General features: G+C 67.3%; 18 protein-coding genes. 12 read left to right on the top strand and 6 right to left on the bottom strand.

Annotated elements, in window-relative coordinates; all coding sequences use genetic code 11:
* Positions 1-38: 38 nt before the first annotated feature.
* The gene (locus tag PUN51_RS14725) at positions 39-968 is read left to right on the top strand and encodes a LysR family transcriptional regulator ArgP (RefSeq protein WP_275181447.1); all 930 of its coding nucleotides are present in this window, start codon (positions 39-41) and stop codon (positions 966-968) included.
* On the opposite strand, the gene PUN51_RS14720 is transcribed toward PUN51_RS14725, so the two are convergent.
* The gene (locus PUN51_RS14720) at positions 928-1,884 is read right to left on the bottom strand and encodes a nuclease-related domain-containing protein (RefSeq protein ID WP_275181446.1); all 957 of its coding nucleotides are present in this window, start codon (positions 1,882-1,884) and stop codon (positions 928-930) included. The genes PUN51_RS14725 and PUN51_RS14720 overlap by 41 nt on opposite strands.
* A gap of 241 nt (positions 1,885-2,125) precedes the next feature.
* Here PUN51_RS14720 and pgm point away from each other — a divergent pair, with 241 nt between their 5' ends.
* Positions 2,126-3,778, top strand: a complete 1,653-nt coding sequence (pgm, locus tag PUN51_RS14715; protein WP_275181445.1) for a phosphoglucomutase (alpha-D-glucose-1,6-bisphosphate-dependent) — start codon at positions 2,126-2,128, stop codon at positions 3,776-3,778.
* Here the strand turns inward: pgm and PUN51_RS14710 are convergent.
* Positions 3,775-4,302 carry a hypothetical protein gene (locus PUN51_RS14710; protein ID WP_275181469.1) on the bottom strand — a complete coding sequence of 176 codons (528 nt, stop codon included), beginning with the start codon at positions 4,300-4,302 and terminating at the stop codon, positions 3,775-3,777. The genes pgm and PUN51_RS14710 overlap by 4 nt on opposite strands.
* A 165-nt stretch (positions 4,303-4,467) precedes the next feature.
* The gene (locus PUN51_RS14705; RefSeq protein WP_275181444.1) at positions 4,468-5,073 is read right to left on the bottom strand and encodes a malonic semialdehyde reductase; all 606 of its coding nucleotides are present in this window, start codon (positions 5,071-5,073) and stop codon (positions 4,468-4,470) included.
* Between the two features lie 200 nt (positions 5,074-5,273).
* Between PUN51_RS14705 and PUN51_RS14700 the strand changes: the two genes are divergently transcribed.
* Positions 5,274-6,626, top strand: a complete 1,353-nt coding sequence (locus PUN51_RS14700; RefSeq protein ID WP_275181443.1) for a uracil-xanthine permease family protein — start codon at positions 5,274-5,276, stop codon at positions 6,624-6,626.
* Positions 6,623-7,066: a hypothetical protein gene (locus tag PUN51_RS14695; RefSeq protein WP_275181442.1), complete on the top strand. Its 444-nt coding sequence runs from the start codon at positions 6,623-6,625 to the stop codon at positions 7,064-7,066. The genes PUN51_RS14700 and PUN51_RS14695 overlap by 4 nt, the downstream gene beginning before the upstream one ends.
* Before the next feature lie 58 nt (positions 7,067-7,124).
* On the opposite strand, the gene PUN51_RS14690 is transcribed toward PUN51_RS14695, so the two are convergent.
* Both PUN51_RS14690 and PUN51_RS14685 read right to left on the bottom strand, forming a co-directional pair.
* A complete protein-coding gene (locus tag PUN51_RS14690; RefSeq protein ID WP_275181441.1) occupies positions 7,125-8,030 on the bottom strand; it encodes an SGNH/GDSL hydrolase family protein in 906 nt (301 codons plus the stop codon).
* Positions 8,027-8,911, bottom strand: coding sequence for a GAF and ANTAR domain-containing protein (locus PUN51_RS14685; protein WP_275181440.1), 885 nt, complete (start codon positions 8,909-8,911; stop codon positions 8,027-8,029). Before PUN51_RS14685 ends, PUN51_RS14690 begins: the two co-directional genes overlap by 4 nt.
* A gap of 276 nt (positions 8,912-9,187) precedes the next feature.
* Here PUN51_RS14685 and treS point away from each other — a divergent pair, with 276 nt between their 5' ends.
* Complete coding sequence (gene treS, locus PUN51_RS14680) at positions 9,188-11,467, top strand: maltose alpha-D-glucosyltransferase (RefSeq protein ID WP_159634556.1); 2,280 nt, start codon at positions 9,188-9,190, stop codon at positions 11,465-11,467.
* A 36-nt stretch (positions 11,468-11,503) separates the two neighbouring features.
* Here treS and PUN51_RS14675 read toward each other — a convergent pair whose 3' ends face one another.
* Entirely contained in the window at positions 11,504-12,721 is a 1,218-nt protein-coding gene (locus PUN51_RS14675) for an ROK family transcriptional regulator (protein ID WP_224024168.1), read from the bottom strand.
* A gap of 195 nt (positions 12,722-12,916) precedes the next feature.
* Here PUN51_RS14675 and PUN51_RS14670 point away from each other — a divergent pair, with 195 nt between their 5' ends.
* The 7 genes from PUN51_RS14670 to PUN51_RS14640 all read left to right on the top strand — a co-directional run bounded on the left by PUN51_RS14670 (position 12,917) and on the right by PUN51_RS14640 (position 20,051).
* A complete protein-coding gene (locus PUN51_RS14670; protein ID WP_374114955.1) occupies positions 12,917-14,008 on the top strand; it encodes a Gfo/Idh/MocA family protein in 1,092 nt (363 codons plus the stop codon).
* Positions 14,005-14,826, top strand: a complete 822-nt coding sequence (locus PUN51_RS14665; RefSeq protein WP_275181438.1) for a hypothetical protein — start codon at positions 14,005-14,007, stop codon at positions 14,824-14,826. Before PUN51_RS14670 ends, PUN51_RS14665 begins: the two co-directional genes overlap by 4 nt.
* Positions 14,827-14,938: 112 nt before the next feature.
* Complete coding sequence (locus tag PUN51_RS14660) at positions 14,939-16,267, top strand: ABC transporter substrate-binding protein (protein ID WP_159634565.1); 1,329 nt, start codon at positions 14,939-14,941, stop codon at positions 16,265-16,267.
* A 12-nt stretch (positions 16,268-16,279) separates the two neighbouring features.
* Positions 16,280-17,242, top strand: a complete 963-nt coding sequence (locus PUN51_RS14655) for a carbohydrate ABC transporter permease (RefSeq protein ID WP_159634568.1) — start codon at positions 16,280-16,282, stop codon at positions 17,240-17,242.
* On the top strand, positions 17,242-18,132 hold the full coding sequence (locus tag PUN51_RS14650; protein ID WP_159634571.1) for a carbohydrate ABC transporter permease: 891 nt from the start codon (positions 17,242-17,244) through the stop codon (positions 18,130-18,132). The genes PUN51_RS14655 and PUN51_RS14650 overlap by 1 nt, the downstream gene beginning before the upstream one ends.
* Positions 18,133-18,174: 42 nt before the next feature.
* Entirely contained in the window at positions 18,175-18,927 is a 753-nt protein-coding gene (locus PUN51_RS14645) for a sugar phosphate isomerase/epimerase family protein (RefSeq protein ID WP_275181437.1), read from the top strand.
* Positions 18,924-20,051 carry a Gfo/Idh/MocA family protein gene (locus PUN51_RS14640; protein ID WP_224024159.1) on the top strand — a complete coding sequence of 376 codons (1,128 nt, stop codon included), beginning with the start codon at positions 18,924-18,926 and terminating at the stop codon, positions 20,049-20,051. Before PUN51_RS14645 ends, PUN51_RS14640 begins: the two co-directional genes overlap by 4 nt.
* The last annotated feature ends 30 nt before the right edge of the window (positions 20,052-20,081 follow it).

Here is a 20,081-nt window from a genome sequence, read left to right as displayed (position 1 = left end):
GCAAATAACGGATTCTTGATTGTCATTAGAATATCTTCATGAACCTCGAGCACTTGAAAGCCCTCGCCGCCGTCATGGACGAAGGAACCTTTGAGGCCGCGGCAGACCTGCTCCGGATCACGCCGTCCGCGGTGAGCCAGCGGATCAAGGCGCTGGAAGCATCCGTGGGCCAGGTCCTGGTACGCCGCCGGGTGCCCTGTACCGCCACGGACGCCGGTGCGCTGATGCTGCGGATGGCCCGGCAGGTGCAGGTACTCGAGGCGGAAACGTCAGCAGCGCTGGGGGCGGGGTCGCCGGCACGGGCCCACCTGCCGGTGGCCGTGAACGCCGACTCGCTGGCCACGTGGTTCATTCCGGTCCTGCACCAGGCCGCGGGCTGGGAGGACTCTGCACTGGACCTCCACGTGGAGGACCAGGGCTACAGCAGCCAACTGCTCCGCGACGGTGCGGTGATGGGCGCGGTGACGTCCGACCCCGTCCCGGTCAGCGGGTGCCGCGTTGAGCTGCTAGGATCCATGCGTTACATCCCGGTGGCCACCCCCGCGCTGCGCCGCCGCTTTTCCGCCTCCGGCAGGGTGGACTGGGCGGCAATGCCGGTGCTGAAATTCAACACGAAGGACACGCTTCAGCAGCAGCTGCTCACCGGAAAGAGCGTGCCTGGACTTCCCCCCACGCACACCGTGCCTTCTTCCCAGGGGTTCCTGGCAGCCGTCACGGCCGGCCTGGGCTGGGGAATGATCCCGGAGCTTCAACTCACCGGCGAACTGGCCGACGGCGTCCTGGTCCGGCTGGAGGAGGACACCCACCAGGATGTGGCCCTCTACTGGCAGGCGTGGGCCCTGGATTCAGACCGGCTCGCGCGGCTGGGCGCGGCTGTCCGGACGGCCGCCGGAACCCTGCTGCAGCCCGGGGGCGGCGGCCGGGAAGCTAACGGGCCAAGTAGGGCAGGATATAGACGGCGAAAATAACGAATGCAGCCAGCAGCGCCAGCTTTCCTCCGCTGGTACTGCCGTGCTGCTGCGCTTTGGCGTTCCGGCCGTGGCGCCCCGGGCCGGCCGGTCGCGCTGACCGCTTTTTTGCCGACACCCCAGCCGTCCCGCTGGTCCCCTGGCCTGCCGGTTTTTCCCGTGGCGGCAGGGCCCGGCCGGCGGGGTGCCGCGCTGCACTGCGGGCCCTGGCGGCCTCGTCGCCGGAGCCGGTTTTACGTGCCGGGGGCACCGCGGGGCCGGCTGGGGGCAGCGCACCCGCCGGGCGCACCACCGTTCCCGGGCGCACGTTGCGCAGGGCCGTGATGCCCGGCTCCTGCTCATGCGTAAGCTGCCGGCCCAGCTCCTCATAGAGGCCCACGACTGCCTGCTGGTCAAGGACGGCAGGCAACGCCTCGATGGCCCCGACAACCCGCTGGGAACCGGCCACGGCGACGTCCGAGGCCGTCACCCCGAAAAGGTCCGGCTGCGCAGCCATGCAAATGAGCGGACGCACCAGCCTGCGGTGCGGCGGAGCCAGCACCGAGGCGACAGCGGCGCACTGGGCCAGGGCGCCCTCCACGGCCTGGGTCCGCGCGTAACGGCCCTGCCACAGCACCCCGGAAGCCACCCGCACCTCACCGGTCCAGTTCTTCGAATCCACCACCACCACGCCGCCCGGGCCCACCAGGACATGGTCCAGGTTTGCCTTTGGCCTGCCCGGCCAATGGACATCGTGGAGTACGTACCAGCCGCGGGGAACCAGCTCGCTGAGCTTGTCGGCCACCATCCGCTCCCCCACCGCACCGGCGTCCCATGCCTTGGTGGAATGTTCGGCCTGGTCCAGCCGCCGCTTCAGCCGTGCAACGCGCTCGGCAGCAAGCCTGGACTGTTCCGCTGCCCCGTCTCCTGCCCCCATTGGACGTCCCCGTTTCCTTGCCGGACAGGACGACGCCGGCGGCCCGCCGTCGTCCGTTCCTTTCGCGTGTTTTCGTGGAATTTTCTTGAAATTAGCAGGGCACGGAAGGCCCGGTATATAGGTACTTTTGCGGCCGTGTACTCAGGTTGACTACTTGGTTTGCGTCCGTCACAGCAGGTCACAGCGTCCGGATTCTGGGCGGATCGTTTTGACTCCTGCCAGCTTCTGGCATGCTGGAGCCATGGCTAGCCGCGCGGGTACAGTTGCCCAACCCCAGGACCTTGTTGACATCACTGCGCTCCTTGACGCGTATTACGACATCGCGCCGGACCTCAGTGATCCCGGCCAGCGCGTGGTGTTCGGGACATCCGGGCACCGGGGATCCAGCCTTAAGGCCTCCTTCAACGAGCAGCACATCGTGGCCATCACCCAGGCCATCGTGGAGTACCGGGCGGCGCAGGGCGTCACCGGTCCGCTGTTCCTGGCCAAGGACACCCACGCACTGAGCGAGCCGGCACAGAACTCGGCCCTCGAGGTCCTCGCCGCCAACGGCGTCCAGGTGCTGGTCGATGCCCGGCACGGCTACACCCCCACGCCGGCACTGAGCCACGCCATCCTCACCTACAACCGGAAGGCGGCGCCCGGGGCCCCGCAGGCTGACGGCATCGTGGTGACGCCCAGCCACAACCCGCCGGCCGACGGCGGCTTCAAGTACAACCCCCCGCACGGCGGCCCGGCTGACTCGGACGCCACGGGCTGGATCGCCAACCGGGCCAATGAGCTGCTGGAAAACGGCCTGCGCGGCGTGAAGCGGATTCCGCTGGGCGACGCGCAGTCCGCGGACACCACCGGAAAGTTCGATTTCCTCTCCAGCTACGTGGACGATCTTCCGTCCGTCCTGAACCTGGACGCCATCCGCGAGGCCGGCGTCCGGATCGGTGCCGACCCCATGGGCGGGGCCTCCGTGGACTACTGGGGCGAGATCGCCGAGCGCCACCACCTGGACCTCACCGTGGTGAACCCCACGGTGGATCCCCAGTGGGCGTTCATGACCCTGGACTGGGACGAGAAGATCCGAATGGACTGCTCATCGCCGTCCGCCATGGCATCGCTGATCCAGCGGATGTCTGCCGGCGGATCCACCTTCGATGTCGCCACCGGCAATGACGCGGACGCCGACCGCCACGGCATCGTCACCCCTGACGGCGGACTGATGAACCCCAACCACTACCTCGCCGTAGCCATCGACTACCTTTACCGCAACCGCAGCGGCTGGAACCCGGCCTCGGTGGTGGGCAAGACCCTGGTGTCCTCCTCCATCATCGACCGCGTGGCGCAGAGCCTGGGCCGCAAGCTCGTGGAGGTCCCGGTGGGCTTCAAATGGTTCGTCCCCGGCCTGCTGTCCGGTGAAGGCGCGTTCGGCGGCGAGGAATCCGCCGGCGCCTCCTTCAACAAGCTGGACGGCAGCGTGTGGACCACGGACAAGGACGGCATCCTGCTGGCCCTGCTGGCGTCCGAGATCACCGCGGTCACGGGCAAGTCCCCGTCGCAGCTGTACAAGGGCCTGACCGACCAGTTCGGCGCCCCCGTCTACGCCCGGATCGACGCCGCCGCAACACGTGAGCAGAAGGCAAAGCTGGGCAAGCTGTCCGCCGCGGACGTCACTGCCACCTCACTGGCCGGCGAAGAGATCACCGCCAAGCTCACCGAGGCCCCCGGCAACGGCGCACCCATCGGCGGCCTGAAGGTGGTCACGGAGAACGCCTGGTTCGCGGCCCGCCCGTCCGGCACCGAGGACGTTTACAAGATCTACGCCGAGTCCTTCAAGGGCGAGGAGCACCTGAAGCAGGTGCAGGCGGAGGCCAAGGCGCTGGTGGACAGCGTCATCGCCTAGCTCTCACCTTCGCGGCACCACAGCCGGAGGACGCGCCTGATGGTGTGGTCGCCGTCGGGAGCCATGTCCACCAGGGCGACGCGGTCAAGCACGACGGCGTCGCCCGGGTGGAGGCGTTTGCCACCGTGGTGCGAGACGTGGGGGCGGTAACCGGCAAGGGTGTGCGCGGGCGTCAGGATCCTGCCGCGCACGCCGTCGACGACAGAAACCAACTGCACGTGCAGGGCCTGCAGATCCGGCTGGGGCTTGATGAGGTTGACCGGTACCGAGTCGTTGCGGCCGAACGCCGCGTCCTCCCCCACCGTGAGCGCGGCACCCAGCGCAGCGGCGATCGGCGCATCAGCAAGCCCGGCGATGCTTTCCGCGACGTCCGCGGGGTCCTGGGCGTTTGTGGTGGCGGCAGCGCCGGCGTCGAGCCTCACGTCAAATCGCACCAGCGTGATGTGCAGCGGCCAGTCCGTCCGCGGGAAGACCTGGCCTTCGGCCACGGGTTCGACGAACGCCACGAAGATCAGGTTCCGCATCGGCATGCCCCAGTCTCCCACTCCCCCCTCAGACGCCCCATCACCTCCCGCCCATAAAAATCCAACGCCCCATCACCTCCCGCCCTTAAACCCCCAACGCCCCATCAGTAGGTGATGGGGCGTTGGGGAAAAGGGGGGCAGGACGTGATGGCGCGTCGGGGAGGGTTAGACGGTGCGGACGGCCTCGCCGTAGGAGAACTTGGGCTTTGCCTCGCCCCAGGCTTCCTCACCGGGCTGGCCGATGTTGACCACCAGGAAGCTCTTCTGGTCGCCGGCCGGGAAGAAGGCAGCGTCGATCGCGGCGAAGTCTGCGCCCGTCATGGGGCCGGCGGCGAAGCCGAGCGAGCGGACGGCCAGGATGAAGTAGCCGGCCTGCAGGTGGGCGTTGTTGTTGCCCGTGGCGGCGGCCAGGGCCGGGTCGGCGTCGTACATGGCCTTGGGGGCGTTGTAGCCGGGGAGGAAGTTGTCCCACTTGCCGGCCCAGTCGGTGTCGTAGCTGAGGATGGCCACGAGCGGGGCGGAGGCCGTCTTGGCCTGGTTGCCGCGGGACAGGGCATCCACCAGGGTGGCGCGGGCCTCGGCCGAGCGGACGTAAGTGATGCGCAGCGGTTGGGAGTTGAACGCGGTGGGGCCGAACTTGGTGAGCTCGTAGATGGCCTGGGCCTGCTCCTCGGTCACCTCACCGGTGAACGAGTTGGCGGTGCGGGCCTGGGCAAAGATGGCGTCGACGGCTGCCGAATCGATAACCGCTTCTTCGTGGGCAATGGTCATTGGCTTACCTTTCGCTGCGCCGCCCGCCTGCCGCGGTGGCCTCTGTTGCTGTCCATAGTTGCAACTTCAAGTGCTTTCCTCCTCTTCCCGTGACGCCTGGTGACCTTGGCCACAGCAGGCCACGGGAAATACTTGGCGGTATTCTGGACCGAGTTGATCTTCGCCCCTTCGCGGCACCCCCTTGAAAGGCATTCCTTCCCATGAGCATGCTCGGAATCAAATGGAAGCTGCACGGCACCGGCAAAACCATCAAGCCCGGCCAGGTGGTGGCCCCGGATGAGCGGTTGGCGTGGCCCCTGACCATCGGCGTGGGCATGCAGCACGTGGTGGCAATGTTCGGCGCCACCTTCCTGGTCCCCATCATCACCGGCATGCCGCCCGCCACCACGCTGTTCTTCTCGGGCATCGGCACGCTGCTGTTCCTGGTGATCACCAAGGGGCGGGTACCCAGCTACCTGGGCTCAAGCTTTGCGTTCATCGCCCCCATTACCGCCTCGCAGGCGCAGTTCGGGATCCCCGGAGCCCTGGGCGGCGTGGTCCTCGCCGGCGCCACGCTGGCCCTGGTGGGTGCGGTGGTGCAGAAGTTCGGCGCCGGCTGGATCAACCGGCTGATGCCGCCCATCGTCACCGGCGCCATTGTGGCCCTGATCGGGCTGAACCTGGCCCCCGCCGCGAAGCAAAACTTCGACGCCGCCCCCATCACCGCCCTGGTCACACTGGTCACGATCATCCTGGTCAGCGTCCTGTTCCGCGGAATCTTGGGCCGGCTCAGCATCCTGGTGGGCGTGGTGGTGGGCTACCTGGTGGCCATGCTCCGCGGCGAGGTGAAGTACGACAAGATGGACGCCGCAGCGTGGATCGGCCTGCCGCACTTCCAGACCCCCGAGTTCCATATCGGCGTGCTGGGCCTGTTCGTCCCCGTGGTTTTGGTGCTGGTGGCGGAGAACATCGGCCACGTGAAGTCGGTCGCCGCCATGACGGGCCAGAACCTCGACGGCGTCTCCGGACGCGCACTGATGGCGGACGGCGCCGCCACCGTGCTGGCCGGCTTCGGCGGCGGCTCGGGCACCACCACCTACGCGGAGAACATCGGTGTCATGGCAGCCACCAAGGTGTATTCGACGGCCGCCTACTGGGTGGCGGGCATGTTCGCCATCCTGCTCAGCTTCTCGCCGAAGTTCGGCGAACTGATTGCGACCGTCCCGGCCGGGGTGCTGGGCGGCGCGGCCACCATGCTGTACGGCATGATCGGCATCCTGGGCGTGAAGATCTGGGTGCAGAGCAAGGTGAACTTCTCCAACCCCGTCAACCTGACCACCGCCGCCGTCGCCCTGATCATCGGCATCGCTGACTACACCTGGACCATCGGGGACCTGAAGTTCACCGGCATTGCCCTGGGATCCGCCGCCGCACTGGTGATCTACCACGGCATGAAAACCATCGCGAAGGCGCGGGGAACTGTGGCGGAGCCCGAGACGGAGCAGGGCATACTGCCTCCCGCGGTCAAGTCGGCGCTGAACGCGGCAGCGAAGCGGGCACCGAAGAAGCGTTGAGGCTGAATACAGCGGCAAACCACCGCCACGTCCAGCAGTCCGACCTGCCGCCGGAGCAGATCCACACCCTGGACCCGGTGCCCAAAGGCCGCTTGGCGGCCTGCGTCATCGCATTCCTTTTGGGCAGCTGGATGCTTGCAGTACCCGTGGCGCTCATTGACCAGCTCAAGGACGCTCCGGGCCCCGGGCCGGCCATTGTTTCCGGCATCGTCATCGCCCTTGGCGTGGCCACGGCCGGCCTCGGGGGTTTCCTGTCCTTCAACGCCAGGGACCGCCGGAGGCCGTGGTCCGTGGCGCTCATCGGCGCCCTCGCTGCGTCTGTCATTGCAGCAGTAATGTCAGCAACCCAGCCGGGGTACGGCCTGCTGTTGGCCGTCCCGGCCATCGTGGCAGGGGTCCCCGCACTCATCGCGTTGGCCAGGGACGCCAGCAGGACCTGACGCCGGCACTGCCTGCCGGCGCCGGGCAGGAGTTCCACACGGCGCGCCGGACAGAGGGCTACGCTGCCTGCCCCTCCGGTGCGGGGCCGCCCGCCATTCCCGGATTCCGGCCTGCCACCGGGTGCCCGGGCGGGAATGGCCCCGGGCGGCCCAGGCCAAACACGGGCGCCGGCTGCGGCCGCTTCGCCGCCAGTCCTTCAGCATGCCGGGGAAGCAACTGCTTCAGTACCCACGGCACAAAGTACTGCCGCGCCCACACCAGGTCCTCGGCCCGGGCCTGTGTCCACCCATGGGCCGGAAGCGGCCGCGGCTGGAGCGGCTTGAGGGCGTGCGCTACCCCCAGTGCATTCAGGGTGGCCACGGCCACGGAGTGATGGCCCAGCGGGGACAGGTGCAGCCGGTCCGGGTCCCACATCAGTGCGTGCTGAAGCTCCGGCAGGCACCACAGGTCCACCATGATGGCGTGGTGCCGCGCGCCGATCCTGTGCAGGTGCTCGTTATAGATCGCCACGCGTCCGCGGATCTTGCCGAAGACAGGAGTGTCGCCCCAGTCCGGACCTGCGTAGAGCAGCACCGTGGCACCGGTGCCTGACAGGATGCCGACAGCTTCGTCGATCTTTTCCGCCAGCTTGTCCGGATCGCCGTGGCGGAACACGATGTCGTTACCGCCGCCGGACATCGCGATCAGGTCGGGTTTCAGTGCCAGGGCCGGCGCCAGCTGCACGTCGAGGATCTGCTGCAGAAGGAAGCCCCGGATCGCCAGGTTGGCGTAGGCGAAGTCCGGCTGGCTGTCGGCTAGTTCCTCGGCCACCCGGTCAGCCCAGCCACGGAGGCCGCCCAGGCTGTTCGGCTCGGGATCGCCGATTCCTTCGGTGTAGGAGTCCCCCAGGGCAACGAACCGGTGCCAGGGATGTCTGTCCGGTCCTTCGGCGACGGAGCGCAGCTCCTGCTTCTCGATGGTCATGCCGTCCTCCCTTCCGCCGCCGGCGGGGGTTCCTTCCCCGCCGCAGCTTCCTTCCGGGGCGACTTTCCGGTTGGAAAGTCCCGCCCCGCCGCCGACGGGCGCGGAAGCTCCGCCACGCCGTCGTACGTTTCCTGCCGCCGCCCTGGAACCTGCCCGCCCCCGCGGTCCACGCCGCCGGGGGCCACAACGTTCAATGCCGCGTCCCGCAGGTCCACTTCGTGGTGCATCGCCTGCGTCTGCAGGAACCGCAGTGCACCCTCGCGGGTGAGTCCGTATTCGTTCATGAGGCTGCGCACCGCCAGGTCCACCAGGATCAGGGAGCTTTGGACGACGGCGAGGCCGGCCGTTGCCTCCGCCCGCTCCGCCGTGCGGACGACGACGCGCAGGGCCCGCGAAACCTGGTGTGCATAGCTTTGGCTCTGCACCAGGTCATCGCTGGTGAAGGAATGCGGGGCCGCTGCGTACAGGGTGATGGCAGCGCTCGTGGCGCCTTCGGTAAGGATGGGGACGGAAAGCAGGGACTGCACGCCATGGCCGGCGGCGGCGCTGGAATATCCGGGCCAGCGCCGGTCCCGGCCCAGGTCGGACAGCAGGACGAATTCCCCGGTGCGCACGGCTTCCATGACCGGCCCGTCGGCAAACGAGCATTGTTCGCGGTCGGCCTCGCGCGCCTGCTCCGTGCTGGCCGCCAGGGTACGTGCTTTGCCCAGGCGAAAGAGGGTGGCCGCCCAGCCGAGGCCGCGGCGCTCACCTTTGATACCCGTCATGAAGTCGCGGGTGACTTCCCAGAGGTAGTCTTCGACGTCTTTGCTGTCGAATACCGGCTCCGGGGTAACTGGAAGCGGTCCCCAGCCAACCTGCCCCGTGGGATCAGCGGCCATGCTCCAGCCCTGCTATCAGCGCTTCGGCCCACTGCAAAACCTTTGCTCTAAGAATACGACCCCTTTGAGGCGTTGGTGGGGGAAACGGGTAAAACAGGGGGTTTCGCGGGTTTAGGGAGGAGCGGCGCGCCGGTGTCCCTTCCGCAGGCTCCGCTGCGCAGTAGCATCGGGAGGGGGAACACCGAATACTCCCTGCTCGCTTGGGTACCTGACCTTGGGCAAGGGGTCTTGGGGCATCCATGCCAGCACGGAAACGAGCAACGGAAAGAGGAGCTTATGCGGGAGCCGGGCACCAGCGAGCGTACTTCAGAAGCGGATGCAGCCGCCGCGGGCAATGCGGAAGTGGAAGAGGGCGCTGCGGAGCCATCACCGGACCTGGAGGTTACTTTCGACGAGCAGTTCTTCGCTGCCCGGCCCAAGGCGCTGCGGCCCATCGCGCGCCGGCGGCAGTTCGTGGGCAGCAGGCCGTCCTTCGAATTCGACGGACGGAACGCCGCGTATGTGGAGTGGCTGCGCAACCAGGCCATGCTCGGGGATGCGAATACGCTGGCACGGCAGCTGTCCGGCCAGGCCAGCATGTGGCAGAACTCGTATGCCCATCCCAACCCGCGGGCCGCCGTCGAACGCGCCTCCGTATGGTTCACCGCCTACCCGCTGTCCTTCATCACCCGGACCGGGCAGTCCTTCCTCTCCGCCCTGGGCGACCCCGAAATGTGGAAGGCTTTCCGCGAAATCGGAATCCGCGGGATCCACACCGGACCCGTGAAGCTCGCCGGCGGCATCAGCGGCTGGTCCCACACGCCCAGCGTTGACGGCCACTTTGACCGCATCAGCATGGCGATCGATCCGGTCTTCGGCACCGAAGAAGAGTTCCGCAGCATGTGCGAGGTCGCGGCTGAGCACGAGGGCACGGTGATCGATGACATCGTCCCCGGCCACACAGGCAAGGGCGCGGACTTCCGCCTGGCCGAGATGAACTTCCGGGACTACCCGGGGATCTACCACATGGTGGACATCCCGGAAGAGGACTGGAACCTGCTCCCGGACGTCCCGGAGGGGGCGGACTCGGTCAACCTCAGCCCCGACTCCGAGCAGGCCCTGCAGAAAGCCGGCTACATCATCGGCCGCCTGCAGCGGGTCATCTTCTACGAGCCCGGAGTCAAGGAGACCAATTGGAGCGCCACGCGGCCCATCGTGGACACCACCGGAAAGACGCGCCGCTGGGTCTACCTGCACTACTTCAAGGCCGGCCAGCCCTCCATCAACTGGCTTGACCCCACGTTCGCCGGCATGCGCCTGGTGGTGGGCGATGCCCTGCACTCGCTGGTGGACCTGGGCACGGGGGCGCTCCGCCTTGATGCCAACGGCTTCCTGGGCGTCGAGAAGAGCGCCGAGGAGCAGCCCGGCTGGTCCGAGGGGCACCCGCTGTCCGAGGCCGCCAACCAGCTCATCGGCTCCATGATCCGCAAGGTGGGCGGGTTCTCCTTCCAGGAGCTGAACCTGACCATTGACGACATCAAGGCAACGTCGGAGTCCGGCCCGGACCTTTCCTACGACTTCATCACCCGGCCGGCGTACCACTACGCCCTGGTCACGGCCGATACCGAGTTCCTGCGGCTGACCCTCCGGCTGTCCATGGAAATCGGGGTGGACCAGGCCTCACTGGTGCACGCACTCCAGAACCATGACGAACTCACTTACGAGCTGCTGCACTTCGCTGCCGGACACCGGGACGAGATGTTCGAGCTCAACGGTGAGGAACTTACCGGCGCCCAGCTGGCCGAGAATGTGCAGCAGACCCTGCGGGACCAGCTCACCGGGGAGAATGCGCCGTACAACGCCGTGTTCACCACCAACGGCATTGCCTGCACTACCGTCAGCTTCATCATGGCGGCCCTGGGAATCAAGGACCCGGCCACAGTAACCGCGGAGCAGGAGGCGCAGATCCGGGACGTCCACCTGCTGCTGGCCATGTACAACGCGCTCCAGCCCGGCGTCTTTGCCCTTTCCGGCTGGGACCTGACCGGCATCATGGCCCTGGACCGCAGCAGCGTCCGCGAACTCACGTCGCAGGGCGATACGCGCTGGATCAACCGGGGCGCGCACGACCTCATGGGGACCAGCCCGGACGCCACCAACTCCTCGGCCGGGATGCCGCGGGCCCGCAGCCTGTACGGATCCCTGCCGGACCAGTTGCAGGACCAGGACTCCTTCGCCCGCCGCCTCCAGCGGATCCTCGCCGTCCGGGAAGAAAACGGGATCGCCACGGGCACCCTGCTGGACGTGCCCGAGGTCTCCAACCGCGCCGCGCTGGTGCTGGTCAACCGGCTGAAGGACGGGGCCCTGCAGGTCACCGCGCTGAACTTCTCCGGGCAGGACATCGCCGGCAGCATCCAGTCCAACGAACTGCCGTCCGGCGCCAATGTCCAGGACCTGTTCAGCGGCGAAACCGTGGGGCAGGTGGATGACCTGCACAGCTTCTTCCTGGAGCTGCCCGCCTATGGCGGAACCGCGCTGCTCCTGACTGAGGCCCCGGAGCCCGAAGCGGAGGCGTAAGGCTGACCGCCAGGTGGCGCCGGGGATCCTCCGGCGTCACCCGGCGATGGCGCCGGCCAGGGTGGCTTCGATGATGGCGGGCGAGAGCACGTACTGGGTGACCAGCTGGCTTGCCCCCAGCACGCCAGCCTGGCTTCCGGCGCGGGAGACGCTGATGCGCAGGTGTGAGGTGGCCAGCGGGGGCGAGCGCCGGTACACCACTTCGCGGATGCCGGCCACCACGTGCTCCCCCGTCTCGCCAAAGCTGCCGCCCACCACAATCACGGACGGATTGAGCAGGTTGACCACGGTGGCCAGGACCTCACCGATGTCCCGGCCTGCCTGGCGCAGCGCCTGGATGGCCTGCAGGTTGCCGTCTGCGGCGAGCCGGATCACGTCGGCGCCCCTCCCGACGTCCAGTCCGTGCTCCCGCAAGGAACGCGCGACGGCGGGACCTGACGCGAGTGCCTCCAGGCACCCGTAGTTTCCACAGGCGCAGAGGACATCCGCGCCCCGGGCCACCTGCACGTGCCCCAGGTCGCCCGCCGTGCCGTTGGCACCGCGTTGCAGCTCGCCGTTGCTGATGATGCCGGAGCCGATGCCGGTGGCCACCTTGACGAAGAAAAAGTTGTTGTGCTCCGGCCAGTGTGCGGACTGCTCCCCCAAGGCCATGATGTTCACGTCGTTGTCCACCAGCACGTGGACGGGCAGGGACCGCTGGACGTAGCTGACCACGTCGAACCCGTCCCAGCCCGGCATGATGGGCGGCTTCACCGGTTTGCCGGTGTCATGTTCCACGGGGCCGGGCAGTCCGATGCCGATTCCAGCAAGTTCTGCGACGCTGCGTCCCGCCGAAGCGAGGAGTTCCTTGCCCTGGGCCACCACCTGGTCCAGCACGGCCTCCGGACCGTCGGCCACCTGCTGCTCGAGCCGGTGTTCGGCAAGGATCTTCCCGCCGAGGTCGGTGACCGCGACGATGACGTGGGTGGCACCGACGTCCACGGCCAGCACCAGGCGCGCTGCGGGGTTGAAGGCAAAGCGCGACGGCGGCCTGCCGCCGCTGGAGAGGGCTTCCCCTGCCGGGCCCACCAGGCCGGACAGCATGAGCGCATCGATCCGGGAGGCCACCGTGGAGCGGGCCAGCCCCGTGCTCAGGGCAAGTTCGGCGCGGGTGCGGGCCCTGCCGTCGCGGAGCAGCTGGAACAGGTCCCCGGCACGCGACAGGCTGCCGACATCGGAGTCTTTTCCGGCCTGCCTGCCCGTCGGTGAAGTCATGTCTAAGTCATAACACTGTTACTTACTGCTGTCACCACGCCAGAAGAATGACGCGCAACAAACAACTTTTGCTTGACGCGCGTCAAAAGTAGCTCTACGTTGTGACTCAAGGCACATTTGCGGTTCCGATGGCAACCATCCGCCGCACTGATCCCTCCGCTACTCCAGAGTCCGCTTACAAAGAGGTAGTTGAACTTGTCCCACATCGCAGCGCCAGCAGACCGGCCCCTGGGCGTCGGCATCCTCGGCGCCGGGCCCGTCACCCAGGCCATCCACCTCCCGGCCCTGGCACGGCTCCGGGACAGCCTGGAAGTACGGCACATCATGGACGTGGACCCGGCCGTGGCCTCTTCGGTGGCGGCCCGGGTCGGGGCTGCATCCAGCACCAGCCTGGAGGCCCTGCTGGGTGATCCAGGCGTGGACATCGTGGCGATCTGCAGCCCCCACCATTTCCACGCGGACCAGGTCATTGCCGCCTGCCGGGCCGGCAAGAAAGCCGTCCTCTGCGAGAAGCCCTTCGCCATGAACGGTGAGGAGGCCGCCAGGATCGCCGAAATCAGCGCCGCGACGGGGGTCCCGATCGTGGTGGGGGCCATGCATACATTCGACCCCGGCTGGCTCGCGGCGGAACAGAACTGGGGCGATCTTCCCGCACAGGCGCACACCATCCGTTCATCCATCGTCCTCCCGCCGAACGCCCGATTCGAAGACTTCGCCACCGAGATCATTACCCGCCCCACCACCGGCACGCCCGATTATTCGGACGTCGAGGTCATCAAGGCCATGATGCAGGGCGGCATCATGGGCCTGGCCATCCACGACCTGCCCCTGGTGCGGCGCTTCACCCCGGACTTCGATGAGATCGAGGTGCTCCAGGCGCGGCACGTCCGGCCGTTCGGTTACGTTGTCTCACTCAGGACCCCCACCCGCGTCATCGAACTGCGTGCCGTCATGAACAGCACCTGGAAGCCCGAGTGGACCTTCGAGGCCATCGGTGACGACTCCGCGCTGCGGATCGACTTCACGCCGTCCTACGTCCAGGCCGGCTCCGCCGTCGCCACGTTCTCCCGGGGCAGCGAAACCAGCACCTTCGGTCCGTACGGCCACAACGGCTACGAAGGCGAGTGGCGTGAACTGGCTGAACTGGCCCGCGGCACGCGCCCGGCCCCCTCCGCCCAGGCCCTGATCGACGACCTCACCTTCGCCCTGGCCATCTCCGCGGCCACGGTGCAGGACGTTGCCACAGGACACGCGGCCGCCACGGAAACGGCAGCAGCCACCGCATGAGCGCATACACAGTGACAGCAACGCCGCAGGCCGAAGAAGCAGGCGCGGCAGCCCTCGCAGTTGCCTCCCTGCCGGCGACCTTCGGCCCCGCGACGGAGGACCGGGCGGCTGACGTTGCGGTGATCGCCGGCGAAGCGGGCTGGACCACGGAAGCCGCCCGGGCCATCGACGCCGGGCCGCGCGGCATCCTGGTGGTGGATCCCGTCCCCGAGGAAACCACGCAGTTGGCGGACGCTGCCCGGGCAGCCGGTGCCGCCGTCGTCCTCGATCTCCACTGGGCTTCCAACCCCGCGTTGGTCAGCGGAAGCGGCGACCCCGACGCCCGCGACGCTGTTCGCAGCGCCTTGGGCACGGCATCGTTGCTGGACAGTGTTGCCACGGCAGCCCCGGGCACGGACGTGCAGCGGCTCCTGGCCCGGCACCTCGCCGCCGTGCTCGCCGTCAGCGGACAGCTTTACGGCGTCAGCGTCCTCCGCAGCGGCACCACCGGGTACACCGCCACCGGCCGGCTGGCCAACGGCGCACCGTTCACCGCCCAGGGCGTACTCACCGCAGCCCGCCCGGCCGGCGTCGGGATCCACCTCTACACGGCCGACGGCGGCGTGGACGTCCAGGTCCCGGATCCGGACGCCGCATGGCCCGCCGAAGTCAGGGTCACCGGGGCCCACGGCCAACTTTTGCTTCCCACCCTGTACGAATCCGCCCACCGGGCGGCGTGGCGGCGGCTGAAGACCCATCTCAGCGCCGGCACGCTCCCGGACGACCTGGCCGGGTTTGCCCGGCTGACCGACCTCTACGCAACCCTCGCTGACACGTAACCAGCCCACCGATACGCAACCGAACCAGCAGTCCAGTCCCACCTCCACTCTCAACGATGAGCAGGACCGCACCAACGGCGCACAGCGCAAGACGGTCCCGAAAGGACACATCATGAACGCAACTCCCGAACAGCGCCGCTCCTTTTCCCGGCGCGGCTTCCTGGGCCTGACGGCTGCCGCAGCCTCCGTACCCCTACTCGCCGCCTGCGGGGGCGGCTCGGCATCGCAGGGAGGCGGCGGGGGCGGGGCCGGCGGCACCGTGAAGTTCTGGGACATGCCCTGGGCGACACCGGCCTACAACGATGCCGCCAAGGGCATCGCGGAAGGTTTCTCCGGTGCCAATGGCGCCAAGGCGAGCTACCAGATCATCCAGTGGAACAATTTCTACCAGACCTTCTCCTCCGCGATTGCCTCCAAGACGGGCCCGGCTGTGTCCACGGGCGGCGGCTTCCAGGCGTTCCAGTTCGAGCAGCAGGGCCAGATCGCCTACGCGGACAAGGTGATCGAGAAGCTGAAGGCCAACGGCCAGTTCGATGACTTCCTGCCCGGCGTGCTGGACCCCTTCAAGTCGGACAAGGGCTACGTGGCGGTCCCGTGGCAGCTGGACATGCGCGTCTTCTGGTACCGCAAGTCCCTGTTCGAGAAAGCCAACGTTGCGCTGCCCACGGACTGGCCGTCCCTGCTGGAAGCAGGCAAGGCACTGAAGAAGGTGGGCGCGTTCGGCTTCACCACCGGCGCAGGCGCAGGGAACAACTACGCCAACCACTCCATGATCATGATGATGGTCAACAACGGCGGCGGCGTCTGGAACAAGGACGGCGAGCTGGACCTGATGAATGATCGCAACGTCGAGGCCATGGAATTCGTCCTGGAGCTCGTCTCCAACGGCATCGTCGACCCGGCCGCGGTCAGCTACACCACGGACAATATGTCCGCCCAGTGGAAGGACGGCAAGGCCGGCTACGGCCTGTTCCAGGTGAACGTCCCGCAGCGCGTGGGCGACACCTCCGGCGACCTGCTGGTGGCTGACCCCATCAAGGGCCCGCACGGGGACAAGGCCACCATCGTCTTCCCGAACAACATCATGATGTACACCAACACCCCGTCGCAGGAAGCCTCGGAGGAGTTCCTGGTGTACTACCTGGGCCAGCTCAAGCAGCTGTGGCAGAAGAAGCTGATGTCCGCCCTGCCGGTCTTCAAGTCGATCACGGAGATCCCCGAGTTCGCCAACGACCCCAATAACGTCAAGATCGTCAAGGACTGGCAGCCTATTGCCAAGACCTTCGCCGCCCAGGGCAGCCGGCTCAATGCGAACCTGGCGGCCCTTGACGGCGGCCAGGCACTGAACCAGTTCAGCCAGACCATCATCACCGGCAAGGCCGACGCCAAGACTGCCCTGCAGACCTTCCAGTCCGGCCTCGAGTCGGTCCTGAAGAAGTAGGACCGAGCGCCCATGTCCAGCACCACCACCCAGTCCGGCCTAAGCCGGGCCCGCCGCGGGCTTGCCCCCGGCGGGTCCGGTGCCGTCCCCGGAAAACGCAAGAGCAAGCTCTCCGCGCAGGCCACCAGGACGTTCTTCTGGCTCCTGCTCCCCTCCGTGGTCCTCCTTGTCCTGATCCACGGCTACCCGCTGATCTACGCCGCCATCCAGGCGACGCACGACGGAGACCTGCTCCAGACCGGCAACTTCGTGGCGGGCCAGAACTTCGCCACCGTCCTGACCTCGCCGGCGTTCTGGAAAGCTGCCCAGTTCACGCTGTGGTTCACCATCGTGGGCGTCTTCGGGTCCTGGCTGGTGGGGCTGGGCCTGGCCCTGCTCCTGCGCACCAAGATCCCCGGCGGCGGCACTTTCAAGGTCCTGCTGCTCCTGCCCTGGGTGGTGCCCATCGTGGTGTCCTCCACTGCCTGGAACTGGCTGGTGGCCACCCCGGACAGCCTGATCCCGTCGCTGTTCCGGAACCTGGGCATGGGCACGCCACTCTTCCTGGCCGATCCCACCCTGGCCTCCATCACCGTGATGGTGTTCAAGGTCTGGGTCAGCTTCCCGTTCATGATGATGATGATCTCGGCCGCCCTGGCTTCGGTGGACACCACCGTTTATGAGGCAGCCAGCATGGATGGCGCCAGCCGCTGGCAGCAGTTCACCCAGATCACCCTGCCGTTGATCGCCCGCTCCACCTACATCAGCTGGATCCTGATGACCATCTTCTGCGTCAACGACTTTCCCACCATCTACCTGCTCACCGGCGGCGGCCCGGTCAATGCCACCACCTCCCTGGTGGTCCTGGCCTACCGGACCGTGTTCCAGGACTTCGCCACCGGCCCCGGCGTGGCCATCGCCTTCCTCATGACGATGACCCTGGTGGTCATCTCGGTCATCCTGTACCGCCAGATCCGAAAGTCGAGCGTCGAATAATGAGCGCAGTCCTCCACGCCCATCCCGAATCCGGCCCCGCGCTCGGCATCGACGCCGGCAAGCGGCGCAGGGTCCTCTCCGAAGCGGGCCAGCGCGGCCGCTGGTGGCGCTTCGCCGCAATCCTCATCATCACGGGGATCGTGCTGGTGCCCATCATGGTCACCGTGCTGCTGGCCTTCACGCCCGGACCCAACAGCACTGCCACCGGCCTGACGTTTGAAAACCTCGGCAACGTCTTCTCCAAGACCCTGGCCGCCACCTGGCTGAAGAACAGCCTGGTCACCACCCTGTCCACCGTGGTGGTCTCCGTGGCTGTTGCCGCCCCTGCCGGCTACGTCCTCTCCCGCGGCCGCAGCAAGGCGGTGTCCGGGTACTCGCTGCTGCTGTTCGTCATGCAGTCGCTGCCCATCATCACCTCCGTGGTGCCGCTGTTCATCCTGTTCGCCGGCATGGGCCTGGTGGACAACCTCCTGGGCCTGACCATCATCTACGTCGGCTCCACCATGACCGTGGCCACCTGGATGATGGCCGCCTACTTCGACTCCATCCCCATCAGCCTCGAGGAAGCATCCTGGATCGACGGGTGCTCCGTGTTCGGCTCGTTCACCAAGGTGGTCCTCCGGAACTCCCTTCCCGGCGTTCTCTCCACCGCGATCTTCGCCTTCCTCCTGGCCTGGAACGACTACCTCGTAGCCATCGTGTTCCTGCGCTCGAACGAAATCTTCACCCTTCCCATGGGCGTGCAGTCCTTCTTCCAGCAGAACGCCACGGACTGGACATCCGTCATGGCCCTGGCCGTGGTCATGATGCTCCCGCCCGTCATCGTCTTCGCCACGCTGAACAAATACTTCAGCGTCGGCGGCATCGGCGGCTCGCTCGCCGGCCGCTGACCGCAGTCCACTTCGATTCACAACAGAACGCTAAGGAAACCCATGTCCTACTCACTTCAGCTCTACACCCTGCGCAACGCGATCGCGGAGGACCTCCCGGGCACTATCCGGAAAGTCGCCGAAATCGGCTACACCCAGGTTGAGCCCTACAACTTCGTGGCCACTGCCAAGGAACTCGGCGCCGCCCTGAAGGAAAACGGCCTCACCGCGCCGTCCGGCCACGCGCCCCTGATGAGCCAGGACCAGGACGAAATCTTCGCCGCCGCGAAGGAACTGGGCATCACCACGGTCATCGATCCGTTCCTGCCCGCCGAGCACTGGCAGAAGGCGGAGGACATCCAGGCGACCGCCGCCAAGCTCAACGCCGCGGCGAAGAAGGGCGCCGGGTACGGCATCCGGGTTGGCTACCACAACCACGCCTGGGAGCTGGAGTCCACCATCGAGGGCCGCACCGCCCTGGAGTACTTCGAGTCCCTGCTGGACCCGGAACTGGTCCTCGAAGTGGACACCTACTGGGTGGCCGTCGGCGGCCAGAACCCGATCGACATCCTCACCAAGCTCGGCGGCCGCGTGAAGTTCATCCACATCAAGGATGGCCCGCTGAACAAGGACAACAAGGCCCAGCGTCCGGCAGGCCAGGGCAAGGTCCCGGTCATGGACGTCATCGCCGCCGCGCAGTCCCTCGAGGTAGGCGTGGTGGAGTTTGACGACTACGACGGCGACATCTTCGAGGGCATCGCCCAGAGCCTCGCCTTCCTGGAGAGCAACACCGCAGCCGAAGGAGCCAACGCATGAGCACCCCCGCCGGCACGCCGGCCCGCAGCGGCCCGGTGGGCGTCGGCGTCATCGGCGCCGGCGTGATCAGCAAGCAATACCTGGACAACCTCACGGCGTTCCCCGACCTCAAGGTCCACGTCATCGCCGACCTCTTCGAGGACGCCGCCGAAGCCCGCGCCAAGGAGTACGGCATCCCTGAGTGGGGAGGCGTGGACAAGGCCCTGAACCACCCCGACGTCGAAATCATCGTCAACCTGACCATCCCCGCAGCCCACGTGGAGGTGGCCACCGCAGCCGTCAACGCGGGCAAGCACGTCTGGACGGAGAAGCCGTTCTCCCTGGACCGCGAATCCGGCCTGGGCCTGCTCAAGACCGCCGACGCCGCCGGCATCCGGCTGGGCTGCGCGCCGGACACCTTCCTCGGCGCCGGTATCCAAACGGCGCTGCGCCTGATCCAGCGCGGCGACATCGGCACGCCGCTGACCGCAATGACCACGTTCCAGACCCCCGGCCCGGAGTCGTGGCATCCGAACCCGGCCTTCCTCTTCCAGCACGGCGCCGGCCCGCTGTTCGACATGGGCCCCTACTATCTGACCACCCTGGTCCAGGCCTTCGGCTCCATCCGCAAGGTGGCCGCCGTCGGTTCCAAGTCCAAGGACGTGCGTGTGATCGGTTCGGGACCCAAGGCAGGCGAGGAGTTCACCGTCGAGGTGCCCACCCACGTCTCCGCCATGGCGCAGTTCGAATCCGGTGCCTCCTCGCACAGCGTCTTCTCCTTCGAATCCCCCCGGACCCGGATGGGTTTCGTGGAGATCACCGGAACGGAAGCCACCATTTCGCTGCCGGACCCCAACTACTTCACCGGAGACATCAAGCTCTGGCGTGCCGGCGACGAGGACTGGACCACGGTTCCCGCCACCGGGCCCGCCAACGGCCGCGGCATGGGTGTCCTGGACATGGCCCGCTCCCTCCGCGCCGGTGTGAAGCACCGTGCCACGGGTGAACTGGCGTACCACGTCCTGGACACGATGGTCTCGATCTCGGAGTCCGTCGATTCCGGCACGTTCGTGAACGTTGAAAGTTCAGCCCCGGCATCCCCCGCCCTCCCCGAGGACTGGGCGCCGGAAACCGCCACGCTCTGATCCAGCAAGTAATCCAGCACGTAGTCCAGC

The sequence above is a fragment of the Arthrobacter sp. NQ4 genome (assembly GCF_029077345.1).
In the GTDB taxonomy this organism is placed as follows: Bacteria; Actinomycetota; Actinomycetes; order Actinomycetales; family Micrococcaceae; genus Arthrobacter.
This window is presented reverse-complemented; position numbering and strand designations above follow the sequence as displayed.